Origin of the sequence: Corynebacterium massiliense DSM 45435, from assembly GCF_028609805.1 — a bacterium.
Lineage (GTDB): Bacteria > Actinomycetota > Actinomycetes > Mycobacteriales > Mycobacteriaceae > Corynebacterium > Corynebacterium massiliense.
Genome location: NZ_CP063189.1, coordinates 1001622 through 1022215 on the forward strand (window position 1 = coordinate 1001622; position 20594 = coordinate 1022215).

Consider the following 20594-nt stretch of genomic DNA (forward strand, 5'->3'; position numbering starts at 1 on the left):
GCGGACCCCGCTACTTCACGGGCAGCGGGCTCGCCAGGTAGTCGGCCGCAACGAGCTCGTCGCCGGCGAACGACAGCACCCACACCGACGCCTTTTTCACCTTGAGCTCGTCTACTTCCTTCGCCAAAAAGCCCGGGTCGACCGCGTCCAGGATCCCCGGGATGACCCCGCCCTGCGCCACGACGACCGGCACGCCGCCGCCGGCGACTACCTTGTCGAAGGCTTTTCGGGCCGATTTCGGCTTGTCCTCCCACGCGGCATCGCCAAGCGCGGGCTCGACGGTGATGGGCATGCTGAGCTCATCGGCAAGCGGGGCGGCGGTCTGGCGGCAACGGTCCGGCTCCGCGGAATAGATAGCCGTGAGCTGGTAGGCGCTCAGAAGCGGCACGAGCATCTCCGCCTGGCGGCGGCCCTTTTTATCCAGCGGGCGCAAGTTGTCGTCCCCGCTCCAGGTCTCGCGCTTGTGGGCGCGGGCGTGGCGCACGTAGAGCACCCGCGCGGTCACGGAGGTGCGCAGCGCGTCCTTCGCCTTGTCCAGCACCTGCTCGTCTAGGTCGTACGAGACCATCTTGCGGGCCTTTTTCAGCGAGACCCACTTCATCTGGTCGACCTCGCCGTTCTTCTTGAACTTGCCGCCGGTGACCTCCGCGAGCCAGTAGTAGACCACCTTCGTGCGGCCCTGCACCGGGTAGGTGGCCTTGCCCAAAAGCGAGCCCAGGCGGACCTCCATGCCGGTCTCTTCGGCAATCTCGCGCGCCGCGGTCACCGGCAGCGACTCCCCGGCGTCGACCTTGCCCTTCGCCAGCGACCAGTCGTCGTAGTGCGGGCGGTGAATGACGGCCACTTCCGGGTCTTTCGGATCCCCGCGCCAGAGCACCGCGCCGGCCGCGAGCGTCGTCTTTTTAAACTCCGCCGCCGGATCCGGGCTGATGGACTGGTGGCGGCCCTTGAGGTAGGAGACGGACTTTTTGTCCTTGTCGGTTTCGTGCATCCGCTTGTCGTTGGGCATGAGGGCGCTCCTTACACCGAGGTGGACGTGTATGTCGCAGCAATTTACGCCCCTAAACCCTAATCGAGTGCGTGCGCCTTGCGGAAACAGCATGCATTAAGCTGGCCGGGAGTTTCGAACAAGGAGGTACGCCATGCCTACTGTCGCCGTGATGGGTGCAGGGTCGTGGGGCACGACCCTGGCGAAAGTCTTCGCCGACGCCGGCAACGACGTGCAGTTGTGGGCCCGCCGCGCGGAGCTTGCCAGCGCCATCGCCCGCACCCACCGCAACGCCGACTACCTTCCCGATGTCCGCCTGCCTAAGGCCGTCCGGCCCACCACCGACCCGCGGGAGGCTTTGCAGGGTGCGGACATCGTGGTGCTCGGCGTGCCGTCGCAGACCCTGCGCACGAACCTGGAGGCGTGGGGCGACGCCGTGCCTGACGATGCCACGCTGGTGTCCATCTCCAAGGGCGTGGAAATGCACACTCGTAAGCGCATGAGCGAGGTCATCGCCGATACGACCGGCGCGGACCCCGCGCGCATCGCCGTGCTCAGCGGGCCGAACCTGGCGCGGGAGGTCGCCGACGAGCAGGTCGCGGCTACCGTCATCGCCTGCACGGACGAAAAGCGCGCCCGCGAAGTCCAGCACGCAGTCGCCGCGCCGTATTTGCGCCCGTACACCAACACCGACGTCATCGGGGTGGAAGTCGGCGGCGCGTGCAAAAACGTCATCGCGCTGGCATGCGGCATGGCCTCGGGCCGCGAGCTCGGCCACAACACCGCCGCGACGCTTATCACCCGCGGGCTGGCGGAGATCACGCGGCTCGGGGTAAAGCTCGGCGCCGACGAGCGGACGTTCGCCGGCCTGGCCGGCCTGGGCGATCTCGTAGCGACCTGCAACTCCACCCTGTCGCGCAACCGCACTTTCGGCTTCCGCTTGGGCCGCGGCGGCACGCTGGAGGAGGCGAAGGCCGCGACCAACGGCCAGGTCGCCGAGGGCGTTATTTCCTCGGAGTCCATCTACCGGCTCGCGGAGTCGGTCGGGGTGGAGATGCCGATCACGCAGGCCGTCTACGGCGTCTGCCACGAGCAGATGTCGGTGGCGGACATGATCATCGCGCTGATGGGCCGATCCAAAAAGGCCGAGTAGTCACCCGCCGGGTAGGATGACGCGAATGAATGCGAAGAAGATCCGGGTAGCCGTCGTCTACGGCGGCCGCAGCAGCGAGCACTCGGTCTCGTGCGTTTCCGCCGGGGCCATCATGGCGCACCTCGATCCGCAGGCCTATGAGGTCATCCCCATCGGTATTACCCGCGACGGCGCGTGGACGAAGGGGACCACCGAGGGCCTGGAAATCATCGACGGTCGCATGCCCGAGGTGGAATTCGACGAGGAGCTGACCCTGTCGGTCAACCCGCACACGCGGGGCCAGTTCTACAACGTCACCCGCGGCGAGGTCCACGCGGAGGTTGACGTGATTTTCCCGGTCCTGCACGGGCCGTTCGGCGAGGACGGCACCGTCCAGGGGCTGTTTGAACTCTCCGGTATCCCGTACGTGGGCACCGGCGTGCTCTCGTCCGCCGCCGGCATGGACAAGGAATTCACCAAAAAGCTCATGGTCGCCGAGGGCCTGCCGGTCACCGCTGAGGTCATCCTCCGCGAGGGCGCTGAGCTTGACGATGCCCAGAAGGACCGCCTCGGCCTGCCCGTCTTTGTGAAGCCTGCCCGCGGCGGATCGTCCATCGGCATCTCCAAGGTCACCGACTGGGCCGACCTGCCGGCGGCGGTTGAGCTTGCGCGTGAAAGCGATAGCAAGGTGATAGTCGAGGCGGAAATCCACGGCGACGAGGTCGAGGTCGGCGTGCTCCAGTACCCGGATGGGCGCGTGGTTGCCTCCGTGCCCGCAAAACTCAACGGCACCGAGGATTCCGACGAGGGCTTTTACGGCTTCGAGACGAAGTACTTAGACGACGTTGTGTCTCCGACTATCCCCGCGCCGTTCGACGAGGAGACCACCCAGGCGCTGCAGGACATGGCGCTCAAAACCTTCCAGGCGCTCGACTGCAAGGGGCTGTCCCGCGTCGACTTCTTCGTCACCGACCGCGGCCCGGTGCTCAACGAGATCAACACCATGCCGGGCTTCACCCCGATTTCGATGTTCCCGCAGGTGTTCAAGGCCAGCGGCGTGAGCTACGAGGAGCTGCTGGACACGCTGGTGCGCAACGCGCTGGCCCACCACGCGGGCGTCTACAGCGCGCAGTAAGCGCCCGGGCGGCGGCGCGGTGTGACGCGGGCGCCCGCGCCCTACTTTTCTTCCGGTGTGGCCTCGGCGATGGCGTCGGACAGTTTCACCAGCGAACCGTCGGCCGCGTCTTGCGGCAGCGAGACCGCGATGTCGGTCGCGCGCCCCAGGGCGTACCACGTGCCGGAGGTGGTGCCCTTGGCGAGCGTGGTGTCTTCGAACCACGGCACGTCGTTGACCTGCTGGACGCGCTCGCCGGGCTTATAGCCCGCCGGCGGCTTCACCCCGCACCGCAGCACGATCGGCTCGCGGCGCGGCGCGGTCCACACCGCGGTGTGTTCGGGAAGATCGACGCCGTCAAACGATTCCGGATCTGCGCGGGTGTAGTCGTCGGCGAGGTCGCGGGGCAGGGCATCGTCAAGCGCGTCGCACCCCGTCGGCTCGGCAGAACCCAGCTGGGAAAGCGGCGCCGGGCTCGGCTTAGTCTCGGATTCGGGGAGGGCCGCCACGGCCTCGTCGAGGCCCGCCGGCTCGTCGTCCTCGAAGGTGGTGATGACCGCCGCCGGCGAGCGGTCCACCGTGTACCACGACGTCAGGCCCGAGCCCGGGGTCATGTCTTTAACCGGCAGCCACGTCGCGCCGGCCGCCTTCTCCGTCTGCGCCAGTTCCGTGTACTGCGCCGGCAGATCCACGCCGCAGCGCGCGGTGATGGAATCGACCGAGTTCGACGCCCACGCCGCCACGCCGTCGGGGACCGGGTCCGCGATGTCGGCGCGGCGGTGGCCCTGGAAGGTCTCCGGCAGGGCATCGATAAACGCCTGGCACTCGGCGGAATCCGCCTTGTCGGACGGGACGGGAGCGACCGCCACGGGCTCGAGTTCTGTGTGGTCGTAGACCCACTTAGCCCCGAACAACACGCCCACGACCAACGCAATCGAGAGCCCGAGCGCGACGTAAATGGCAGAGCGGTTAAATTGGGACTTCATAGCGGTTCATCGTATCGGATGGGTAAAGGAGCACCTGGATGCAGACCCTGGCGGATGCCGGCGAGCACGAAGTCATCGGCGAGATCGTCGCCGCGGCCCCCAGCGCCCTCAACGGCGACGACGCCGCGGTGCTGTTTCCCGCGCCACCGAACTCGCGCACCGTGGCGTCTACCGACACGATGGTCGAAGGCAGGCACTTCAAGCGCGAGTGGTCCAGGCCAGAGGAGATAGGCAAGAAGGCCATTACGCAGAACTTCGCCGACATCGAGGCGATGGGCGCGCGGCCCGTGGCGGCCTTGTTGGCCATGAGCGCGCCTTCCGATACGCCCGTCGCGTTCGTCCGCGGGGTGGCGGAAGGCATTGCCGCGCGCTGCGGTGACTACACCGCGGAGCTGGTCGGCGGGGATCTCACCCGCAGTGAGGAAATAGTCGTGACTGTGACGGCCATTGGTGCGCTGGGCGGCAGCATGCCGGCGCTGGCGCTCACCCGGGCGCGGGCCGGCCAGTCGATTGTCGCGCACGGGCGGCTGGGCTGGTCCGCGGCGGGCCTGGACCTCCTCCGCGCGTTCGGGCGCGAGCTGCCCGCGGGCCACGAGCGGCTGGGTGCGCTCATCGACCAGCATTGCGTGCCGTGGTTGTCCCCGGGCCGCGGGGTCATCGCGCGCGCGACCGGGGCGACGGCGGCGACGGACAACTCGGACGGACTCGTGCCGGACCTGGGGATTTTCGCGCGGCGCTCCGGCGTGCGGATGGACCTGAACGCAGACGCGATTGCGCCCGACGAACTGCTGGAAGAGGCCGGGGTACTGCTCGGCATCGACCCGTGGAAGTGGGTGCTTTCCGGCGGGGAGGACCATACGCTTTTGGTCACCACCGCGAAGGACGCACCGAGCGGGTTCCGGCCCATCGGCCGCGTGCTCAAGGGGGAAGGCGTCACGCTGGACGGCAAGCCGGCCGACTACGAGGAAGGATGGGTGTCGTTTTGACTCCAGAGTTTGATTACCACGAGTCCTGGGCGCCGGTGCTTGAGCCCGCGCTGGAGGCCGCATGGCCGTCCATCGGCCCGGTGCTGGAGCGCGACGACTTCCTGCCGCCGCGCGAGGATATCTTCCGCGCGTTTCGCATCCCCATGGACGCGGTGCGCGTGCTCATCGTTGGCCAGGATCCGTACCCGACGCCGGGCAACGCGATGGGCATGTCCTTCTCCACTCGCCCGGGGGTGAAGCCGCCGCGGTCGCTGGTGAATATCTATAAGGAGCTGCGTGACGATGTCGGCGTCACCCCGCCGCGCGACGGCGATCTCACCGCCTGGAGCGACCAGGGCGTCATGCTGCTCAACCGGGTGCTCACCGTGCGCTCGGGCGATGCGGGGTCCCACCGCCGGATCGGGTGGGAAGTGGTCACCGAGGCCGCGATGCGCGCGCTCAATCGGCCGCAGATGGTCGCGATCTTGTGGGGCAGGGATGCGCAGAAGTGTAAGCGCTTTATCCCGGACGTGCCGACCATTGAGTCCTCGCACCCCTCGCCGCTGGCGGCGCGGTACAGCTTCTTCGGCTCGCGACCGTTTTCGCGCGCCAACGCGTTCCTGCGTGACCAAGGCGCCGCGCCAGTGAACTGGCAGCTGTAAACTTATCGCGCGATGCCTATTTCTCTCGATGCCGCGGGGCTGCGCCGCTGGGCCGAACGCGCCGTTGCCGTGCTCACCGAGCGGCGCGATGACATCAACGCCCTCAACGTTTTTCCGGTCGCCGATGCCGACACCGGATCCAACATGGCGTTTACCATGCAGTCCGCGGTGGAACACGCCGCGGCCGTGCCTGCCGATGCCCCGTCTAACGACCTCGCCCACGCCCTCGCCCGCGGGGCCGTGCGCGGCGCGCGCGGCAATTCCGGGATGGTGCTCTCGCAGGTGTTGCGGGGGACGGCGGACACTGTCACGGACGAGGGCTTGACCGGGCCCGCTCTCTCCAACGCGCTGAACACGTCCGTGGACTACGTCTTGGACGCGCTGGCCGGCCCGGTGGAGGGGACCATTGTGACGGTGCTGCGGGCGGCGGCCGCGGGCGCAGAGGCAGCTGCTGCGGCCTCCGCGATCGCTGAGACCGCGAGCACCGAGACCGCGAACGCCGGGACCGCCGACGCAACGGCCAACGCACCCGACCTTCCCGCGGTGCTGCGCGCCGCGATTGAGTCGGCGACGGCCGCGCTGGAAAAGACGACCGCGCAGTTGCCCGCGTTGCAGGAGGCCGGCGTCGTCGACGCGGGCGGCGCGGGGCTCGTGCTTGTGCTCGCGGCGATGCTTGACGTCGCCGACAGTAAGGGAACCTACGACGCTCGCCCCCTCGACCGTCTCCTAGAACGCGGCTCGCAGCGCCACGACGACGCGCGCGCCGCCGGCGCAGGTCGCTTGCCCTCGCACAGCGCCGGCGCACACGGGAAGGACGCACACGGTACTGGGTGCTCCCGCGCCGCCGACGCGGAAATCGAAGCCGTCTTCTACTTCGGCGGCGACCTCGAAGCGCTCGCCGAAGAGCTCCGCGAGCTGGGCACCTCGCTAGTTATCGCGCGCACCGACGACACGCACGCCAACGTGCACATCCACTCGCACGACGCCGGCCGGGTCATCGAAACCGCCTACGCCCGCGGCGAGGTCAGCGGCATCCACCTCGAGGCCCTCCCGCAGTCCGCGCCCACGCCAGCGTCCGGCGAGCGCCCCGCCCTCCGCCGCACGGTTTTTGCGGCGGCGCCGGACGGGCCGGTGGCGGAGCTATTCGCCTCGGCAGGCGCGCGCGTCATCAACCCCGGCGATACGGTAGAGGACGCGGGGGACGAGGACATAGTCATGCGCAACGGCACCCGCACCCGCACCACCGCGGGGCACCTCATCGACGCCGGATCGCTTGTCGCCGGCATCGCTGCCATGTCGGTGTACGACGACAACGCCCTCGACACCCGCGCCGCCGTGGCCGCCATGGAAGAGGCGGCGGCCGCCATGCGTGTCGACCGCCCCCGCGAGGACTCGCTCGGCGCAATCATGAGCACCTGCCGCGACCTCCTGTTCGGCGGCGGGGAGCAAATCACCATCCTGTCGCCGCTCGATGTCAACGCGGATGCGCTCAGCGCCCAGCTCGGCGTCGACGTCATGGCGCTGCGCGTGCCGGGGATGCGCACCGAGATCGGGGTGGAGTAGGGCATGCTCGGGTGGCGCGACGAGCGGGCGCTCACGGAGGTTCTGCCCGCCTCGCTGGCGAAGAAGTTCGAGAAGTCGTTCGGATACACCACCTGCGCCGAGCTCATCGAGCACTTCCCGCGCACCTGGGTCCACCACAACAACGACGTCGGCCTGGGCACCGCGCAGGAGGGGGACGCGGTGACGATCACGGGCATCGTCACGCGCACGAAGCGGAGGGAGACCTCCCGGGGGCCGATTTTCAAGGTCACGGTCGACGGCAAGGTCGAGGTGACCTTCTTTCGCGCCCACTGGCAGCACGCGGTCATTCGCGAGGGCGCCCGCGTGATGTTTTCCGGCAAGCTCAAATTCTTCCAGGGCCGGCCCCAGCTGCAGCACCCGGACTTTCTCGTCCTGCGCGAGCCGCCCTTCTACCGCGGGAATCGGCCCGAAAACGCGAGCCCCAGCATGAAGACGATACGCAAGCTTGTCGATGTCCGAAAACTCCTCGACAACGACTGGCTGCCGGTCTACCCGGCGACGGCCGGCCTGACGTCGTGGGTAATCATGGCCGCCATCCAGGCGGTGCTGGCGAGCCTGCCGCCGATTCCGGAGCCGCTCGATTTCCGCATGATGGTGAGCCTGGACAAGGCCATCCGCGAGGTACACATGCCGGGCCCGTCCGGCCCGGAGCGCGCCATCTGGCGGCTGAAGTACAACGAGGCCTTAGGCGTCGGGCTAGTCATGGCACTGCGCCGCCGCGACGCGCGGGACCGGGAGGCGTGCCCGCTGCCGGTGCGTGACGATGCCGCCCGCGCCGCCCTCCTCGACAACCTCCCGTTTGAGCTAACGGCCGGCCAGCGCAATGTGGCGGGCGAGATCGCGCAGGATTTGGACTCCGCGACGCCGATGTCGCGGCTTCTGCAGGGCGAGGTCGGCTCGGGCAAGACGCTGGTGGCGCTTTTGGCGATGCTCCAGGCGGTCGATGCCGGAAAACAGGCGGCGCTGCTTGCGCCGACGGAGGTGCTCGCCGCGCAGCACGCGACGTCGATCGCCGGGCAAGTGCCGGAGGGTGTCAAGGTCGTGCTTTTGACCGGCTCGATGAAAGTGGCGGAGAAGAAGCAGGCGCTTCTCGATGTCGTGACCGGCGAGGCGGACATCGTCATCGGCACGCACGCGCTCATCCAGGACTCGGTGGAGTTTTTTGATCTCGCGATGGTGGTCGTGGACGAGCAGCACCGCTTCGGCGTGGAGCAGCGCGACCAGCTGCGGGGTAAAGCGCGGGGGAACGTAGTCCCGCACGTGCTGGTGATGACGGCGACGCCGATCCCGCGGACCATTGCGATGACGGTCTTCGGCGACTTGGCCGTCTCCACGTTGGATGAGCTGCCGGGCGGGCGAAAGCCCATCCAGTCGGCGGTGGCGCCGGAGTGGAAACCCGGGTGGATTGAGCGCGCGTGGACGCGGGTGCGCGAGGAAGTCCAGGCGGGCCACCAGGCGTACGTGGTGTGCCCGCGCATCGAAGGCGACGGCGGCGTGTGGGGCGTCTACGACTACCTGCGGCGCGGGCCGCTTAGGGGTCTGCGCCTGTGCATCCTGCACGGCAAGCTGCACGACAAGGACGAGATCATGGCGATGTTCGCGCGCGGCGAGATCGACGTGCTGGTGTCCACCACGGTGGTTGAGGTCGGCGTCGACGTGCCCAACGCAACGGTGATGGTCATCCGCGAGTCGGAGGTCTTCGGCGTCTCGCAGCTGCACCAGCTGCGCGGGCGCGTCGGCCGCGGCGGCAACGCGTCGCTGTGCCTGTTTCACACCACCGCCAAAAAGGACAGCCCGGCGTACGAGCGCATCGAGGCGGTGGCGAAGACCGCGAGCGGCTTCGAGCTCGCCGAGCTGGACTTACAGCAGCGTCAGGAAGGCGACGTGTTGGGGACGTCCCAGTCGGGCGTGCACCGCACGCTGCGCCTGTTGAACCTCACCCGCGACCTGCAGTTCATCGAGCGCGCCAACGCGGACGCCTTTGCGCTGGTGGAGCGCGACCCGCAGCTCGCCGCCGAGCTGGTGAGCGACATCCCCGAGATTGAGAAGGAGTTCCTCGACAAGTCCTAGCTCGCCTATCGGTTACAGTGTGTGGGTCACAGTCGGAAGGGGAGAGCATGACACGCATCATCGCGGGCGAGGCCCGCAGTCGCACCATCAAAGTTCCCGAGACGGGGACACGGCCCACCGCCGATCGGGCGCGCGAGGGCCTGTTTTCCTCCCTCGACGTGCGCTGGGGCTTTGCGGGCACCCGCGTGCTCGACCTTTTCGCCGGATCGGGCGCGCTCGGCCTCGAGGCGGCCAGCCGGGGAGCGGACGAGGTCGTGCTAGTGGAAAACGCCCCCGCGGCCGTCTCCGTCATCCGCCACAACATGGAGGTCGTCGGCCACCCAAACGTGCGCGTCGAGGAGCGCAAGGTCGGCAGCTACCTGGCCAGCGCCCCGCGCGGGTACTTCGACATGGTGCTGGCGGACCCGCCGTATGAATTCGACGAGGTGGCAGAGCTCATCGCCAAGCTAGAGCCCTGCCTGGCGGATGATGCCATCGTCGTCATCGAACGCGAGGTAACCTCCCCGGCAACGGACTGGCCGGCTGGGTTCCAGCCGACGTCGCAGAAGCTGAAGAAGCGCACGTTTGGTCGCGCGCGGATGGACATGGCCCTTTATCACCGCGTCGGAGGAGTGCAGTGACGAAAGCGATTTGCCCAGGTTCTTTCGACCCCGTGACCTGCGGTCACCTGGATATTTTCCGGCGGGCGCAGGCGCTTTTCGATGACGTCACCGTCCTCGTCACCGGCAACCCCGACAAGAACACGGGCTTGTTTTCCGTGCAGGAGCGCGTGGAACTTATCCGCGAGGTCGTGGACCCGTCGGTGAAAGTCGACTACTGGTCCGGGTTGCTGGTGGACTACACCACCGCGCACGGGGCGGACGCGCTGGTGAAGGGGCTGCGGTCGTCGCTCGACTACGAGTATGAGCTGCCGATGGCGCAGATGAACCGGCACCTGTCGGGCATCGATACGGTCTTTTTGCTCACGAATGAAAAGCTGGGCTACGTCTCGTCGTCGCTGTGCAAGCAGGTGGCGAGCTTCGGTGGCGACGTCAGTGGGCTGCTGCCGGACCCGGTCGTGGCGGCGATAAAGGAGAAGTTCGGCGAATAATGTTGGCGTTGGGGATTTTCGCCACGATCTTTGCCGGCGCCTGCCTGCAGCGCGTTTCAGGGATGGGCATCGGGCTGGTCGGCGGGCCGGTGCTGATGCTCATCTTGGGCCCGGTGCAGGGGATTTTGGTGGTGAACGTGTTCGCGTGCATCAATGCAATGGTCACGACGATGACGGTGCGCGACCACGTGGACTGGCGCCGGTTCTGGCTCATTGCGCCGGTGATGGTCTTTGGTTCGATCCCGGCGGCGCTGCTGATTTCGAACATGGATACTGGGCCGCTTTTGATCGTGGTCGGCGGCGCGTTGGTGGCGGCGCTGGCCGTGGTGACGTTTGGCAAGCGGTTCGTGCCGGTCCTGCACGGCCCGGGCGCGGCTATCTCGGCCGGCGTATTGGGCGGATTCACGAACACCCTGGCGGGCGCCGCAGGCCCGGTAATTGCGGTCTATGCGCAGGCCGCGCGCTGGCCAACCTATGTTTACACCGCGACGCTCCAGCCCATCTTCTTCGTCGGCGGGCTCATTTCAGTACTGGTGAAGCTCGGCTTCGGTGCCGGGGGAATGGCGTCGGTGGATTGGGTTATTTGGCCGGCGGCGTTTGTGGGCATGTTTGCCGGCATCGTCGTGGGCGGCTGGCTGGCCGGCAAGATTGACCGCGAGAACGCGCACCGGCTGTCGCTCATCGTGGCGGTGTTGGGCGCACTCAGCGCGATGATACGCGGAGTCACGCAGATCTTGGGTTACTAATCGGCGGGTTCCGCGCGGGGTGAGCTCGCTGAGCGCCGAGCCCAAACATTTGCTCGCCTTCCCGTTTTGTTAACTGTCTTACAACCGAGGGATCTAGCGAGCGGAACGCAGTCTTGATACCGTGCTAGTGACCGCAAACACATCCATTCCGGGGGAAGACTGGAAAATGCAAATTGCAGCTGTCGGTGGAGGCGCCGCGGCTATTAGTGTGCTGGTTGCTTTAGCTAGAGGGAACCCTGAAGAAGTCACTGTCGTTTCGGATCAGCCGCCTGGGCCTGGACGGGCATACGCAGAGCCGTCATCATCGGCTCTTCTTAACCGCTAAGTCAAGGCGATGTCAATTGATGCAGAAGATCCTAACGATTTTCTGCGGTGGCTCGGTACGCATGATGATGCCGACAGGGAGGGGTTCGTCGCAAGATCCATTTACGGAAAATATCTCAGCGATCAAATTTCGACAATTGAGAAAGCGTGGAGCGGCCGCGTATCGGTGTGTAACGGACGCGCGATCGACCTAGAACGAGGGGACGGGAGGTGGGTCCTCACCGTTCAGACCCGACAAGGCGTATTACGAGACGCCTTTGATGTTGTGGTCCTGGCGCTTGGCACGAGCATTCCAGGAGATCCCTACCAGCTCGAAGGGTCCGATAACTACCATCCAGATGTTTATCCCATTTCTGAATGGATTGGTACGGCAGAGGGCCACCGCCTAGGTGTCGTGGGGACTGGGCTGAGCGGAATCGATGCCGCTGCAGCATTTTACGACAGCGGAGCAGCGGGTGAGATGACGATGGTTTCCCGACGGGGGATGTTACCTGATGTGCGGGACTTTTCCTCAGTCATTGACTACGATCCAGATATCACACGCATGATTGGCCAAACAGCCCGTCAGCGACAGGGCTTGGAATGGGAGGACGTCGACCAGGTCCTTAATTACATTTGTCTGACGGCGGGGATTCGTCCCAGTGAAATGCGAGACACGTTCACCGAGCTATCCATGCCAGCGGAGAAGCGATTCCGGAACGCGGCCGACTCTTCTCAACACTCGGTCAATGCTGAGGTACAGAGAGCAGTTGTCGGTATAGCGAATCATTACATCAACGACCTTTGGTCCTTAATGAGAGCGAGCGCTCGCAGAATATTTCTAAAACAGTACCACAGTAGCTTTCAATCACTAGCGAATCCGCTGCCGCCTCAGACAGCGCGCAAACTATCAGAAATGATGAATGATGGGCGCCTTGGTATCCAGCCCGGTGTGCAGCAGATTGAACCGGTTCACGGTGGTTTCCGTTTGTGTCTCAAAGCGGATGTGCGGGAAGTCGAGAGGGTCGTTAACGCGACGAAGATGCCGGGCGGGAGCCTAGCCGGTGCGGCCGGATCCTTGCTCGCATCGTTAACATACCGGGGCATCGCGATTAAGAATCCGTTCGGTGGGCTGAGGATAGATCCTGCGGTAAACCTTATTAAGAGCCCTCATGGTTTCGCGCAACCGGGCTTGTATGCTCTAGGCGAAGTTACCGTCGGTGATATCTACTACATAAGTAGCATCTCCAAGATCCGAGATCGAGCGCAAGAAATTGTGCGTCACTTCCGGCAAATGGAAGGCTGATACTAAGTTTGCGTGCAAAGTAGAAAGGTAGAAATTTAAATGGTGCAGCCGTCTTCGGAACAACGGGAAAAGCCAGGCTCAACGACTTGGATTTTGCTCGCTATTGTAATGGTCCCGCAATTGGGATTAACGCTCGTTAATCCTTCAAACGCAGCCATTGCCCAAGATGTAGGTACCCAGATATCCACCGTGGAGGGTACTCTCACGGTCTACATGGTCGGTTATGCGCTCAGCATGTTCGCATCCGGCTCCTTAGCCGATAGATTCCATGCCAGTCGGTTGCAGTCGGCGGGTCTAGGACTCTTTACCCTAGGCAGCGTGGTGGCAGCGACTGCTCCATCCGTAGCGGTTCTGGGAATCGGTCGCTTTCTGCAGGCGCTCGGCGGCACGTCGGCGACGGTGCTGTGTCGCATCATCGTCCAACGCCGTTTCGCCGCAGAAGCCCGCGTCGACATATTGACCTCCATGTCGATGGTCATTTCCCTCACGCCGTCGCTGTCCCCGCTAGTCGGCGGCTTCACCGCTCAGGTCGTCCCGTGGCGCTGGCTGTTCGTCGCGCTCGCCATCTTCGCCGCCGCGCTTATTCCGACCATCGAATTTCTCCTCGGCCACGCCGTCCCGGAGCGCCCCGAGCTTCCCACGCTCAAACAATTCATCGCCGCCAATGCCCAAGCGCTGGGGAACAAAACTTTCCGCTGGCACGCCGCCGCTATCGCCCTCGTGTGGATGACCTACTTCGGCTTCGTCAGCAGCTCGACGACCATCCTGCAGGACTTCCTCGGCCAGTCCGCGGTGTGCTACGGCATGCTCATGGCCATCCCGGCGATTGGGTACCTGGTGGGCAGCTTGATCATTAAGCGCTCCCAAGACATCGCGCGCGGTGGGCATCGGCGTCGGTGTTGGGGCAGTGGGCATTATCGCGGCCATCGCCGTCGCGGCGACCCCGCTGAGCGACCACCCGCTTGCCATCGTCATCGCGATGTCGGTGACCTTCCTGGGAGTCGGCGCCACCATCCCGTATACGCAGGCCGGGCTGCTGGAACTCGATCTCGACTACCCAGGCGTGTCGGCCGGCCTGTTCTTCTTCCTCCAGATGGCCGGCGGCGCGGCATTTTCCGCCGTCGTCGGCGCCCTCCACCTTCCGTCGGTGCCGGCGTACCTGGTGGTTCTGGTGGTCCCGCAGGTCGTCGTCACTGCGATGGTGGCACGCCAGCGCTTGGCGATGTCTTAAAGTCCCGCCCCAAAACGCCGCACCACCGAATCGGTCGAGGAAGCGGCCAGGCGCGCGGCGACGGACGCAGCAATCTTGCCACTACGCGCCGAGGCGAGTTGCTGTATGAGCACGTCGCGTGCGGAGAGCTCTGTGCGGATCGGAATCTTCGAGTGCGAGGAGGTGTGCCAATCGGCCAAACAGACTGCCGCGTGGGTGACTTCGGAAAGACCGGAATCCCGCAGGGCGTGGGTGGCAGCGGTAGACAGATGGGCATCGGCAAGCACGGCAATGGCGTTTTCCAACGCTGTTTGCCGCACCCGGAGTGGAGCGTCGGCGCAGGTGTGTATGGCCTTGAGGAGTTCTGTCACGGCTGTCTGGTTCATCTCTTCCTGAAGGTGGACCATTGATTCGAGTAGTTCCGCCATCTGCGCCGCGCTGGGATGAAGCGTGGTGAGTTCGTGGATAGCCAAGTCATCGACACGCCTGCGCGAATATTGCGGCGACGACCATGGGGAGGCTGACCGGGCTACGTCCTGGGCGATGGTGATCCAGGAAATAACGGGATTGGCGGAACTTGCGCGGGAACCAAAACCCAGCGCAATGAGACTGTCCAATTCGCGCGGGGAAACCGAAAAGCGTGGATCGTATCCCTGGCCGGTAAGAACTTCGGCCGCGATCCCCATCCGCTGGGCGAGTGCCGAGGCGACGGAAGGATCCGGCAGCGATTGTCCCTTTTCCCACCGAGAAATGGCGCTGGGGGAGCAAATCCCCGCGGCGAGCGCGCTTTGCGAAAGGCCGCGCTCGCGACGAGCGTGCCGGAGGCGCCGCGAGAACGCTGCCGCCGAAGTGGTCTCGCACATGGCCGCTAGACTACCTGGGCGCGATACGTTGTCCAGCTCACCGCCGCGCCCACGAGCGCGAGGCACACGAAACCTACTGTCACCGCCCCGCCTGTGCCTGCCAGCGATGTTCCGGCAGCGCCGCCGACCTGCAGCATGAGCCGCGACAGTGATCCGGCGATAGCGGTGCGGCGCCTGTCGACCACCTCGTAAACGCTGGACAGGGCAAGGAGCGTGCACACGCCCAGTCCGAGCCCACGCACGAACGCCCCGCCGAAGAGGACTGGGAAAAGGAGCACAGGCGGAGCTGCAACAACGGATCCCATGGCAGCAATAGCACCACTAGCGACTAGCAATCCGGCGGATAGCAACCCGAACGCGTTGTGGTCTTTCCACCGCCCTTTCACCAGCGAGCGGGCGATCCATGCACCGACACCTTGCACACCGAGCACGAGTCCGGCCCACCATGCGGGCGCGCGCAGGTGGACCTGAACGTCCAACGAGGTAAGAAGGAGTGTCCCGTAAAAGACAGCCCCGACGATGAAACACACCAGCATCGTTCGAACGAAGACGGCCGAACGAGCAAGATGCGTAAGGTCCCGGAAACCGAGCCCCGCCGCCTTCGGGGTATCTCGAGTGGGCGCTGCGTTCTGCGTCGAAAAACGCCCCGCGCCCATGACCCCGATGCAGAAGACGAGGGGAACGTTGATGAAAAACAGTGCGCGCCATCCGACGGCGCCAACGAATACACCGCCGAGCAGAGGGCCGAAGGCCGGGGCCACGACCGCGGGGAGGCCAACCGTCGCGAGTGCCGCCCGCATCCCAGATCGCCCGACGATGTCCGCGGCGAGTTGCTGAACCGCGGGCATGATGAACCCGCACGCCAGTCCCTGCACAACACGGGCGGCGACGAAGGCGGCGGGCGTCCCGCTGGCGCCGACGAGCACAGACGCCAGTCCGAAAAGGACCACCGAGGAAATGCCGACGGTGCGGGCGCCGAACCGCGCGAGTGTGGGGATAGAGCCCACTATGCCGACCATCGCGGCTAGTAGGTAACCGGAAACTCCCCATTGCACCGTGGCGGCAGGAGCGCCTAGCGAATGTGCAACATTGGGTAAAAGGACGTTAATCAGGCTGGAATCTAAAAGCGGCAGTATCGCGGCCAGCAGCAAAACGGTTGTCTCCTGGGGGTTAAGGGTCAAAATGTGTGTCTGGCTCGGCGTGTCGCGGGGGTTAGATTTGGCCTTTTTGAATGCCGATTGAGTGGGTGTAGTCGGTGTCGATAGCGTTGTCGTAGAGGGCTGGGCGTCCTGTTTCGTGGTCGGCTTGGTTCTCGGTTTGGGTCAGGGTGGATACTTTGGCGAGTTGGCCCTGGCCCCAGTCGGACTGCCTGGCGATTCGTACTGGATCGTCAGGCAGTTCCGTTTTTAAGTAGAGCCACCAATCCAGCATGCGGCGTTGTCGTTCGCCTGATCTGCCGCGGTGGGTTCTGGCGAGCAGTTTGAGCTGGGCGTTGATGCCGCCTTCTAAGCTGTTGGTGGTGGATTTGATCCGCTCGGGCGCAAGGACTCCTGCTGGCGGGTTGAGGTAGACAAACAGCATCTCGGACCGCCAAAGATGGTTGAGGCTGTTGTAGGCCTTGCGCACGTTGTGGTGGGTCCACACGCGGGTCCATGCACCTGTTTTGGGGTCTTTGATCATGGTTTTCTCGTTCATCCATTCCCGGTAGATCGTTGAAAACTCGTGCAGTTGCACACCCCACGCGGCGGCTTCATCCAGTGTGGTGATCCGGGTCAGTTTCAGCGCAAGTCGGTAGATGGTGCGCCCGGCATCGGTGCGTGGGTTGGTGGTGGTGTAGCGGCGGACCACGCGTTGGGCGTGGACGAGGCAGCGTTGAATTTTCGTAGTCGGCCAGCACTTTTTGATTGCGCTGTATGCGCCTTGGCCGCCGTCGATGACGGCGATGAGTGGGGCTTCGATGCGTTCAAGCAGCAGTTGGTAGTCGCGGGTGGTTTCGTGTTTGCACCAGTGCCAGGCGATCACGTGGTCGATGGTCGCCGCGACGATCAGGCAGCCACCGGCGGTGTAGGTGCCATCGAGAAATACCTGGTCGTAGATCCGCTTGTGGTGGCCGGCGGTGGGGTCAGGCACATCAACGAGCCAGCACCACTTGAAGCGCCGCTTCATGGTGGCGCGGCTAACACCGTTTCGTTTGGCTAGGTCGTCGAGTGATATTGCGGTGGTGCAATGCTCGATGAACTGGGTGAACACTGCCGCGTTGGTGATGTCGTTTCGACGTTTGACGCTGGAGGCGCCGCATTGTTTGCAGCGCCATCTGGTGGTGCCTTTGCTGGTGGTGCCGTTGCGTTTCATTTCACCGCCGCAGTGGCAGCGTGGTTGGTTCTTCGACATTGCGACACCACACCACGCCGCGCATAGCACATCACGGCTGCCACACCGAGGATTTCCCGTCGGGGGCTAGATATATGCTTCCGGAGCATATACTTTCCGGAAACCTACAGGTCAATCCGTGAAAATCCGCGATTCCGGACACACTTTTTGACCCTTAACCCTCTCCTGGCGGGTAAGCGCCCGTGGTTCCGTAGAAGTCATTGAGTCTCCTGTTCGCTCTTCGTTGCGGAGCACAGGACAGTCAAGCAATTCAGAAACCCAGCGCGCACCCCGTGAACGCGCCCGCCCGACGAGCGCATAAAGCACCAGCGCACAGTCGCGTTTCCAGCTGGCATTCAGCTAGTCAGTGAAACGCGGTAACCCCGACACGCCGACTAGATGCACATTTTGTCCTTTAACCCCCGGACCGTGCGCTAGCCGCCCCAGCCAAAACGAAAGACCGCCACCCACACTGCGCGGCGGTCAAAAGGCGTGCCCCTGGTGAGACTCGAACTCACACCAACTAACGTAGTGTAAGGGTCTGGCCAGGGAGTAATTTATGTTGCCACGTTTTGTGACAACGGTTTGACAACGTCAATACCCAAAAAATCTCACAAAACCCTGTATTGAAGCTTTGGGTGTGGTGCACTAGCCGAGTCCATCAAGATTCGAGAAAGGCTTAAATATGAAGGCTATGAAGGCTTTGGGTGCAGTAGCACTACTATCGATTGGCGTCACGGCGAATGCTTTGGCAGCATCGCCAGCACATGCCACACCAGCAGAAACTGACTCTTACGAGCGCATCGCTCAGACGACGATTGAACTGCGTGAGAAAGAGCACATTGATCCGAAGGCTGAGACTCCAGACCATATCGTACAGCAAGTTTTAAATGAATCCGGCTCTACAGGGGATAAAACAGCCCTTCGAGACTCCGGCGACAATTATGGAACCAGCATCGGTAGGCATGAAGCGGCAGCCTGCGCGACCAATCCTTATGATTGTAAGCGCGCGAAATCAGCAATCAAGGACGCGGAACGTATTTCCTCGCAAACGTTTCCAAACAAAGTAACGAACGATAACATTCAGGACGCTGATAGGAATTGTGTGTGGCAGGCGCTGACAACGATCCGGGCTAACGCAGATTTTGCACGAAAAATTGGCGATGCCCACGAAACAGACCATCCTGGTTCTCCTGAAGCTGGGCACATGGATCAAACAAACAATGCCATTGGTCGAGACATTGGATTGCGACACGAAGGAGATGAAGCGGGCGCCATTAATGAATGTCATGCGAAGGCTAAAAACGGTGGTCTGATCAAGATAAACTGATTGGTAAGGAATTTGTTGTGAAAGAAAGAACGATCATTCCGGGAATACTTTTTGGAATTGTCTTGGGCGTCGCAACCCTTTATAGCGGAGTGGTCCTGTCCACATGTCTTCCAATACCTTTCGTCTTCTACGGGCTACCTCTACCTTCATTGGTGGTGTTGGGTGTATTAGTCATGTCTGTCTACATGTTGAAAAAGGGCCGGCTTAGCGACCGATCATGGCGTGCTTTTGCCTTCACATTCGCTGCGGCTTTCGTCGTATCAGCGTTCTTATGGGTGAGCACCATTTCTGGCTATGGAAACTTCGCATAGCCTATAGATATGGAACCGCTGTAAGGCCAATTACAGTTAGCCCCTCTAGATTGAAGTCTAGAGGGACTAACTGTAACCGCAGAAGAACCTATTTCCACTTAAGTTTCTGCGTATTTTGGAACTGCTAAGGACTCTCTAACGCTTTCCATTCGTTCCAGAGCCATTGCCACAGTAACCATTAGACTGGACCGAATACCGCGACCATGCTCACGCCGAGGCTAAGCTAGAGCAAGCTGATGTACCAAGTAGACGCATCGACGACGTGTTGCCAAATGGCCGGTAAGAACAAGGACCTGACCCCTGTTAGGTAGACACCTGATATCCAGCCCGGTTGGGTTGGGAAGAAAGGTAATCTACCACCATGCCTAGGTATTCCGAACAGTTCAAACGTGATGCTGTGGCCCTCTACGAAAATAATGAGGGCCTTCTCACTTCACGTGGCTTCAGCAGAGCTAGGAATCAATCGTTCCTCACTTTATTCCTGGCTTAAGCAGTACGGCACCGGCAAACGTGCCCGCACGAAGACCCTGCGCGATGAAGCTCAAGTGATGACTGATTCAGAGCGGATCCGCCAGTTAGAAAAAGAGAACGCGAAGCTGCGCGAGGAACGCGACATCCTGCGCAAGGCCGCTAAATATTTTGCTTAAAGAGACACGCTGGTAATCCGCTTCCAGATTGTCTATGACCACCGAACCGAGCACTCGGTTAAGCGGAAGTGGCACGTGTTAAAGCGCAATCGCTCCTCGTTCTACAAATAGGTCAACACCCGCGAAAAGCGCAGGTTAAAGATGTGTTTCGATGCTCTTATTGGTGCAAGATCAAGACCGTCTTCGATGATGAACACGGGTTTTATGGTGCTAAACGCATCGCCGCAAGCCTCAACGACGATACGGATTTCGGCCCAATCAATCACAAGAAGGTCGCACGCATCATGAAATCCATGGGGCTTAAAGGCTTTTCGAAACAGCGTCGGTGCATCACCACTCGGCGTAAGCCTGGCCACCGAGCCATGCCAGATTTAGTAAGCCGCAAATTCACTGCGGACAGGCCCAACCACGTGTACGTAGGTGACATTACGTACCTGCCGTGTAAGGGTGGCAAGAACATGTACCTTGCCACGGTCATCGACGCCTACTCGCGCAAGCTCGTCGGTCATGCACTCGCGGATCGCATGCGGGTATCGCTGGTTATCGAAGCTTTTGTCCCATGCCAGAAAAGTCCGTGGAAGCCTCAACGGGGCAATCTTCCATTCCGATCACGGCAGTGTGTACACCTCACAGGCATTTAGGGACCACTGCGCCCAGCTTGGTGTGCGCCAATCCATGGGCGCGGTGGGTACAAGTGCCGATAACGCCCTGGCAGAATCATTTAACGCCGCTTTCAAGCGTGAAGTTCTGCAAGATAGGAAAGTCTTTGACAATCCCATTGTCTGCCGCCAGGAAGTCTTCCGGTGGTGCATACGCTACAACACGCGCAGACGACACTCCTGGTGCAACCTTCAAGCCCCCGATGACTTCGAAGCACTTAATTCAGCTACATTGAGCCAAGTAGCATAGCTACCCTC

General features: G+C 63.1%; 16 protein-coding genes and 3 pseudogenes. 14 read left to right on the plus strand and 5 right to left on the minus strand.

The window, feature by feature from the left end:
- Positions 1-10: 10 nt before the first annotated feature.
- On the minus strand, positions 11-1009 hold the full coding sequence (locus CMASS_RS04750) for a bifunctional NUDIX hydrolase/histidine phosphatase family protein (protein WP_022862410.1): 999 nt from the start codon (positions 1007-1009) through the stop codon (positions 11-13).
- Between the two features lie 133 nt (positions 1010-1142).
- Between CMASS_RS04750 and CMASS_RS04755 the strand changes: the two genes are divergently transcribed.
- Positions 1143-2141, plus strand: coding sequence for an NAD(P)H-dependent glycerol-3-phosphate dehydrogenase (locus CMASS_RS04755; RefSeq protein ID WP_027018529.1), 999 nt, complete (start codon positions 1143-1145; stop codon positions 2139-2141).
- 25 nt (positions 2142-2166) lie between these two features.
- On the plus strand, positions 2167-3255 hold the full coding sequence (locus CMASS_RS04760; protein WP_022862408.1) for a D-alanine--D-alanine ligase family protein: 1089 nt from the start codon (positions 2167-2169) through the stop codon (positions 3253-3255).
- Between the two features lie 41 nt (positions 3256-3296).
- Here the strand turns inward: CMASS_RS04760 and CMASS_RS04765 are convergent, their stop codons facing one another.
- Complete coding sequence (locus tag CMASS_RS04765; protein ID WP_022862407.1) at positions 3297-4220, minus strand: DUF3515 domain-containing protein; 924 nt, start codon at positions 4218-4220, stop codon at positions 3297-3299.
- A 38-nt stretch (positions 4221-4258) separates the two neighbouring features.
- Between CMASS_RS04765 and CMASS_RS04770 the strand changes: the two genes are divergently transcribed.
- The 10 genes and pseudogenes from CMASS_RS04770 (at position 4259) to CMASS_RS04815 (ending at position 14177) form a co-directional block, all read left to right on the plus strand.
- Positions 4259-5206, plus strand: coding sequence for a thiamine-phosphate kinase (locus CMASS_RS04770; RefSeq protein ID WP_022862406.1), 948 nt, complete (start codon positions 4259-4261; stop codon positions 5204-5206).
- Positions 5203-5847 (plus strand): uracil-DNA glycosylase, encoded by a 645-nt coding sequence (locus CMASS_RS04775; RefSeq protein ID WP_022862405.1) that lies wholly within the window; start codon positions 5203-5205, stop codon positions 5845-5847. Before CMASS_RS04770 ends, CMASS_RS04775 begins: the two co-directional genes overlap by 4 nt.
- A 12-nt stretch (positions 5848-5859) precedes the next feature.
- Complete coding sequence (locus CMASS_RS04780) at positions 5860-7410, plus strand: DAK2 domain-containing protein (RefSeq protein WP_022862404.1); 1551 nt, start codon at positions 5860-5862, stop codon at positions 7408-7410.
- 3 nt (positions 7411-7413) lie between these two features.
- Positions 7414-9501: an ATP-dependent DNA helicase RecG gene (locus CMASS_RS04785; protein WP_022862403.1), complete on the plus strand. Its 2088-nt coding sequence runs from the start codon at positions 7414-7416 to the stop codon at positions 9499-9501.
- Between the two features lie 47 nt (positions 9502-9548).
- On the plus strand, positions 9549-10121 hold the full coding sequence (gene rsmD / locus CMASS_RS04790) for a 16S rRNA (guanine(966)-N(2))-methyltransferase RsmD (protein ID WP_022862402.1): 573 nt from the start codon (positions 9549-9551) through the stop codon (positions 10119-10121).
- Positions 10118-10591 (plus strand): pantetheine-phosphate adenylyltransferase, encoded by a 474-nt coding sequence (coaD, locus tag CMASS_RS04795; protein WP_022862401.1) that lies wholly within the window; start codon positions 10118-10120, stop codon positions 10589-10591. Before rsmD ends, coaD begins: the two co-directional genes overlap by 4 nt.
- A complete protein-coding gene (locus tag CMASS_RS04800; RefSeq protein ID WP_027018526.1) occupies positions 10588-11337 on the plus strand; it encodes a sulfite exporter TauE/SafE family protein in 750 nt (249 codons plus the stop codon). The genes coaD and CMASS_RS04800 overlap by 4 nt, the downstream gene beginning before the upstream one ends.
- A 166-nt stretch (positions 11338-11503) precedes the next feature.
- Positions 11504-12946 (plus strand): annotated as a pseudogene (locus CMASS_RS04805) (FAD/NAD(P)-binding protein).
- 108 nt (positions 12947-13054) lie between these two features.
- Positions 13055-13747: pseudogene (locus tag CMASS_RS10325) on the plus strand (MFS transporter); the annotation flags it as partial.
- 106 nt (positions 13748-13853) lie between these two features.
- Positions 13854-14177: a hypothetical protein gene (locus tag CMASS_RS04815; RefSeq protein WP_273665909.1), complete on the plus strand. Its 324-nt coding sequence runs from the start codon at positions 13854-13856 to the stop codon at positions 14175-14177.
- On the opposite strand, the gene CMASS_RS04820 is transcribed toward CMASS_RS04815, so the two are convergent.
- From CMASS_RS04820 to CMASS_RS04830, 3 genes are read right to left on the minus strand one after another with little or no spacing between them, the layout of a single operon-like run.
- Positions 14174-15019 carry a helix-turn-helix domain-containing protein gene (locus tag CMASS_RS04820; RefSeq protein ID WP_022862396.1) on the minus strand — a complete coding sequence of 282 codons (846 nt, stop codon included), beginning with the start codon at positions 15017-15019 and terminating at the stop codon, positions 14174-14176. The two genes, CMASS_RS04815 and CMASS_RS04820, sit on opposite strands and share 4 nt — an antisense overlap.
- Before the next feature lie 5 nt (positions 15020-15024).
- Entirely contained in the window at positions 15025-16200 is a 1176-nt protein-coding gene (locus CMASS_RS04825) for an MFS transporter (protein WP_022862395.1), read from the minus strand.
- A gap of 31 nt (positions 16201-16231) precedes the next feature.
- Positions 16232-17410, minus strand: a complete 1179-nt coding sequence (locus tag CMASS_RS04830; protein ID WP_005323424.1) for an IS256-like element IS1249 family transposase — start codon at positions 17408-17410, stop codon at positions 16232-16234.
- A gap of 664 nt (positions 17411-18074) precedes the next feature.
- Between CMASS_RS04830 and CMASS_RS04835 the strand changes: the two genes are divergently transcribed.
- Both CMASS_RS04835 and CMASS_RS04840 read left to right on the plus strand, forming a co-directional pair.
- Positions 18075-18719 (plus strand): DUF6973 domain-containing protein, encoded by a 645-nt coding sequence (locus tag CMASS_RS04835; RefSeq protein WP_156831828.1) that lies wholly within the window; start codon positions 18075-18077, stop codon positions 18717-18719.
- Between the two features lie 672 nt (positions 18720-19391).
- Positions 19392-20586 (plus strand): annotated as a pseudogene (locus CMASS_RS04840) (IS3 family transposase).
- Positions 20587-20594: the final 8 nt, after the last annotated feature.

Excerpts from the sequence above, each read along its gene's own strand:
- CMASS_RS04750 (WP_022862410.1), bottom strand. The coding sequence starts at position 1,009 with ATGCCCAACGACAAGCGGATGCACGAAACCGACAAGGACAAAAAGTCC.
- CMASS_RS04755 (WP_027018529.1), top strand. The coding sequence starts at position 1,143 with ATGCCTACTGTCGCCGTGATGGGTGCAGGGTCGTGGGGCACGACCCTG.
- CMASS_RS04760 (WP_022862408.1), top strand. The coding sequence starts at position 2,167 with ATGAATGCGAAGAAGATCCGGGTAGCCGTCGTCTACGGCGGCCGCAGC.
- CMASS_RS04765 (WP_022862407.1), bottom strand. The coding sequence starts at position 4,220 with ATGAAGTCCCAATTTAACCGCTCTGCCATTTACGTCGCGCTCGGGCTC.
- CMASS_RS04770 (WP_022862406.1), top strand. The coding sequence starts at position 4,259 with ATGCAGACCCTGGCGGATGCCGGCGAGCACGAAGTCATCGGCGAGATC.
- CMASS_RS04780 (WP_022862404.1), top strand. The coding sequence starts at position 5,860 with ATGCCTATTTCTCTCGATGCCGCGGGGCTGCGCCGCTGGGCCGAACGC.
- CMASS_RS04785 (WP_022862403.1), top strand. The coding sequence starts at position 7,414 with ATGCTCGGGTGGCGCGACGAGCGGGCGCTCACGGAGGTTCTGCCCGCC.
- rsmD (WP_022862402.1), top strand. The coding sequence starts at position 9,549 with ATGACACGCATCATCGCGGGCGAGGCCCGCAGTCGCACCATCAAAGTT.
- CMASS_RS04820 (WP_022862396.1), bottom strand. The coding sequence starts at position 15,019 with ATGTGCGAGACCACTTCGGCGGCAGCGTTCTCGCGGCGCCTCCGGCAC.
- CMASS_RS04830 (WP_005323424.1), bottom strand. The coding sequence starts at position 17,410 with ATGTCGAAGAACCAACCACGCTGCCACTGCGGCGGTGAAATGAAACGC.
- CMASS_RS04835 (WP_156831828.1), top strand. The coding sequence starts at position 18,075 with ATGAAGGCTATGAAGGCTTTGGGTGCAGTAGCACTACTATCGATTGGC.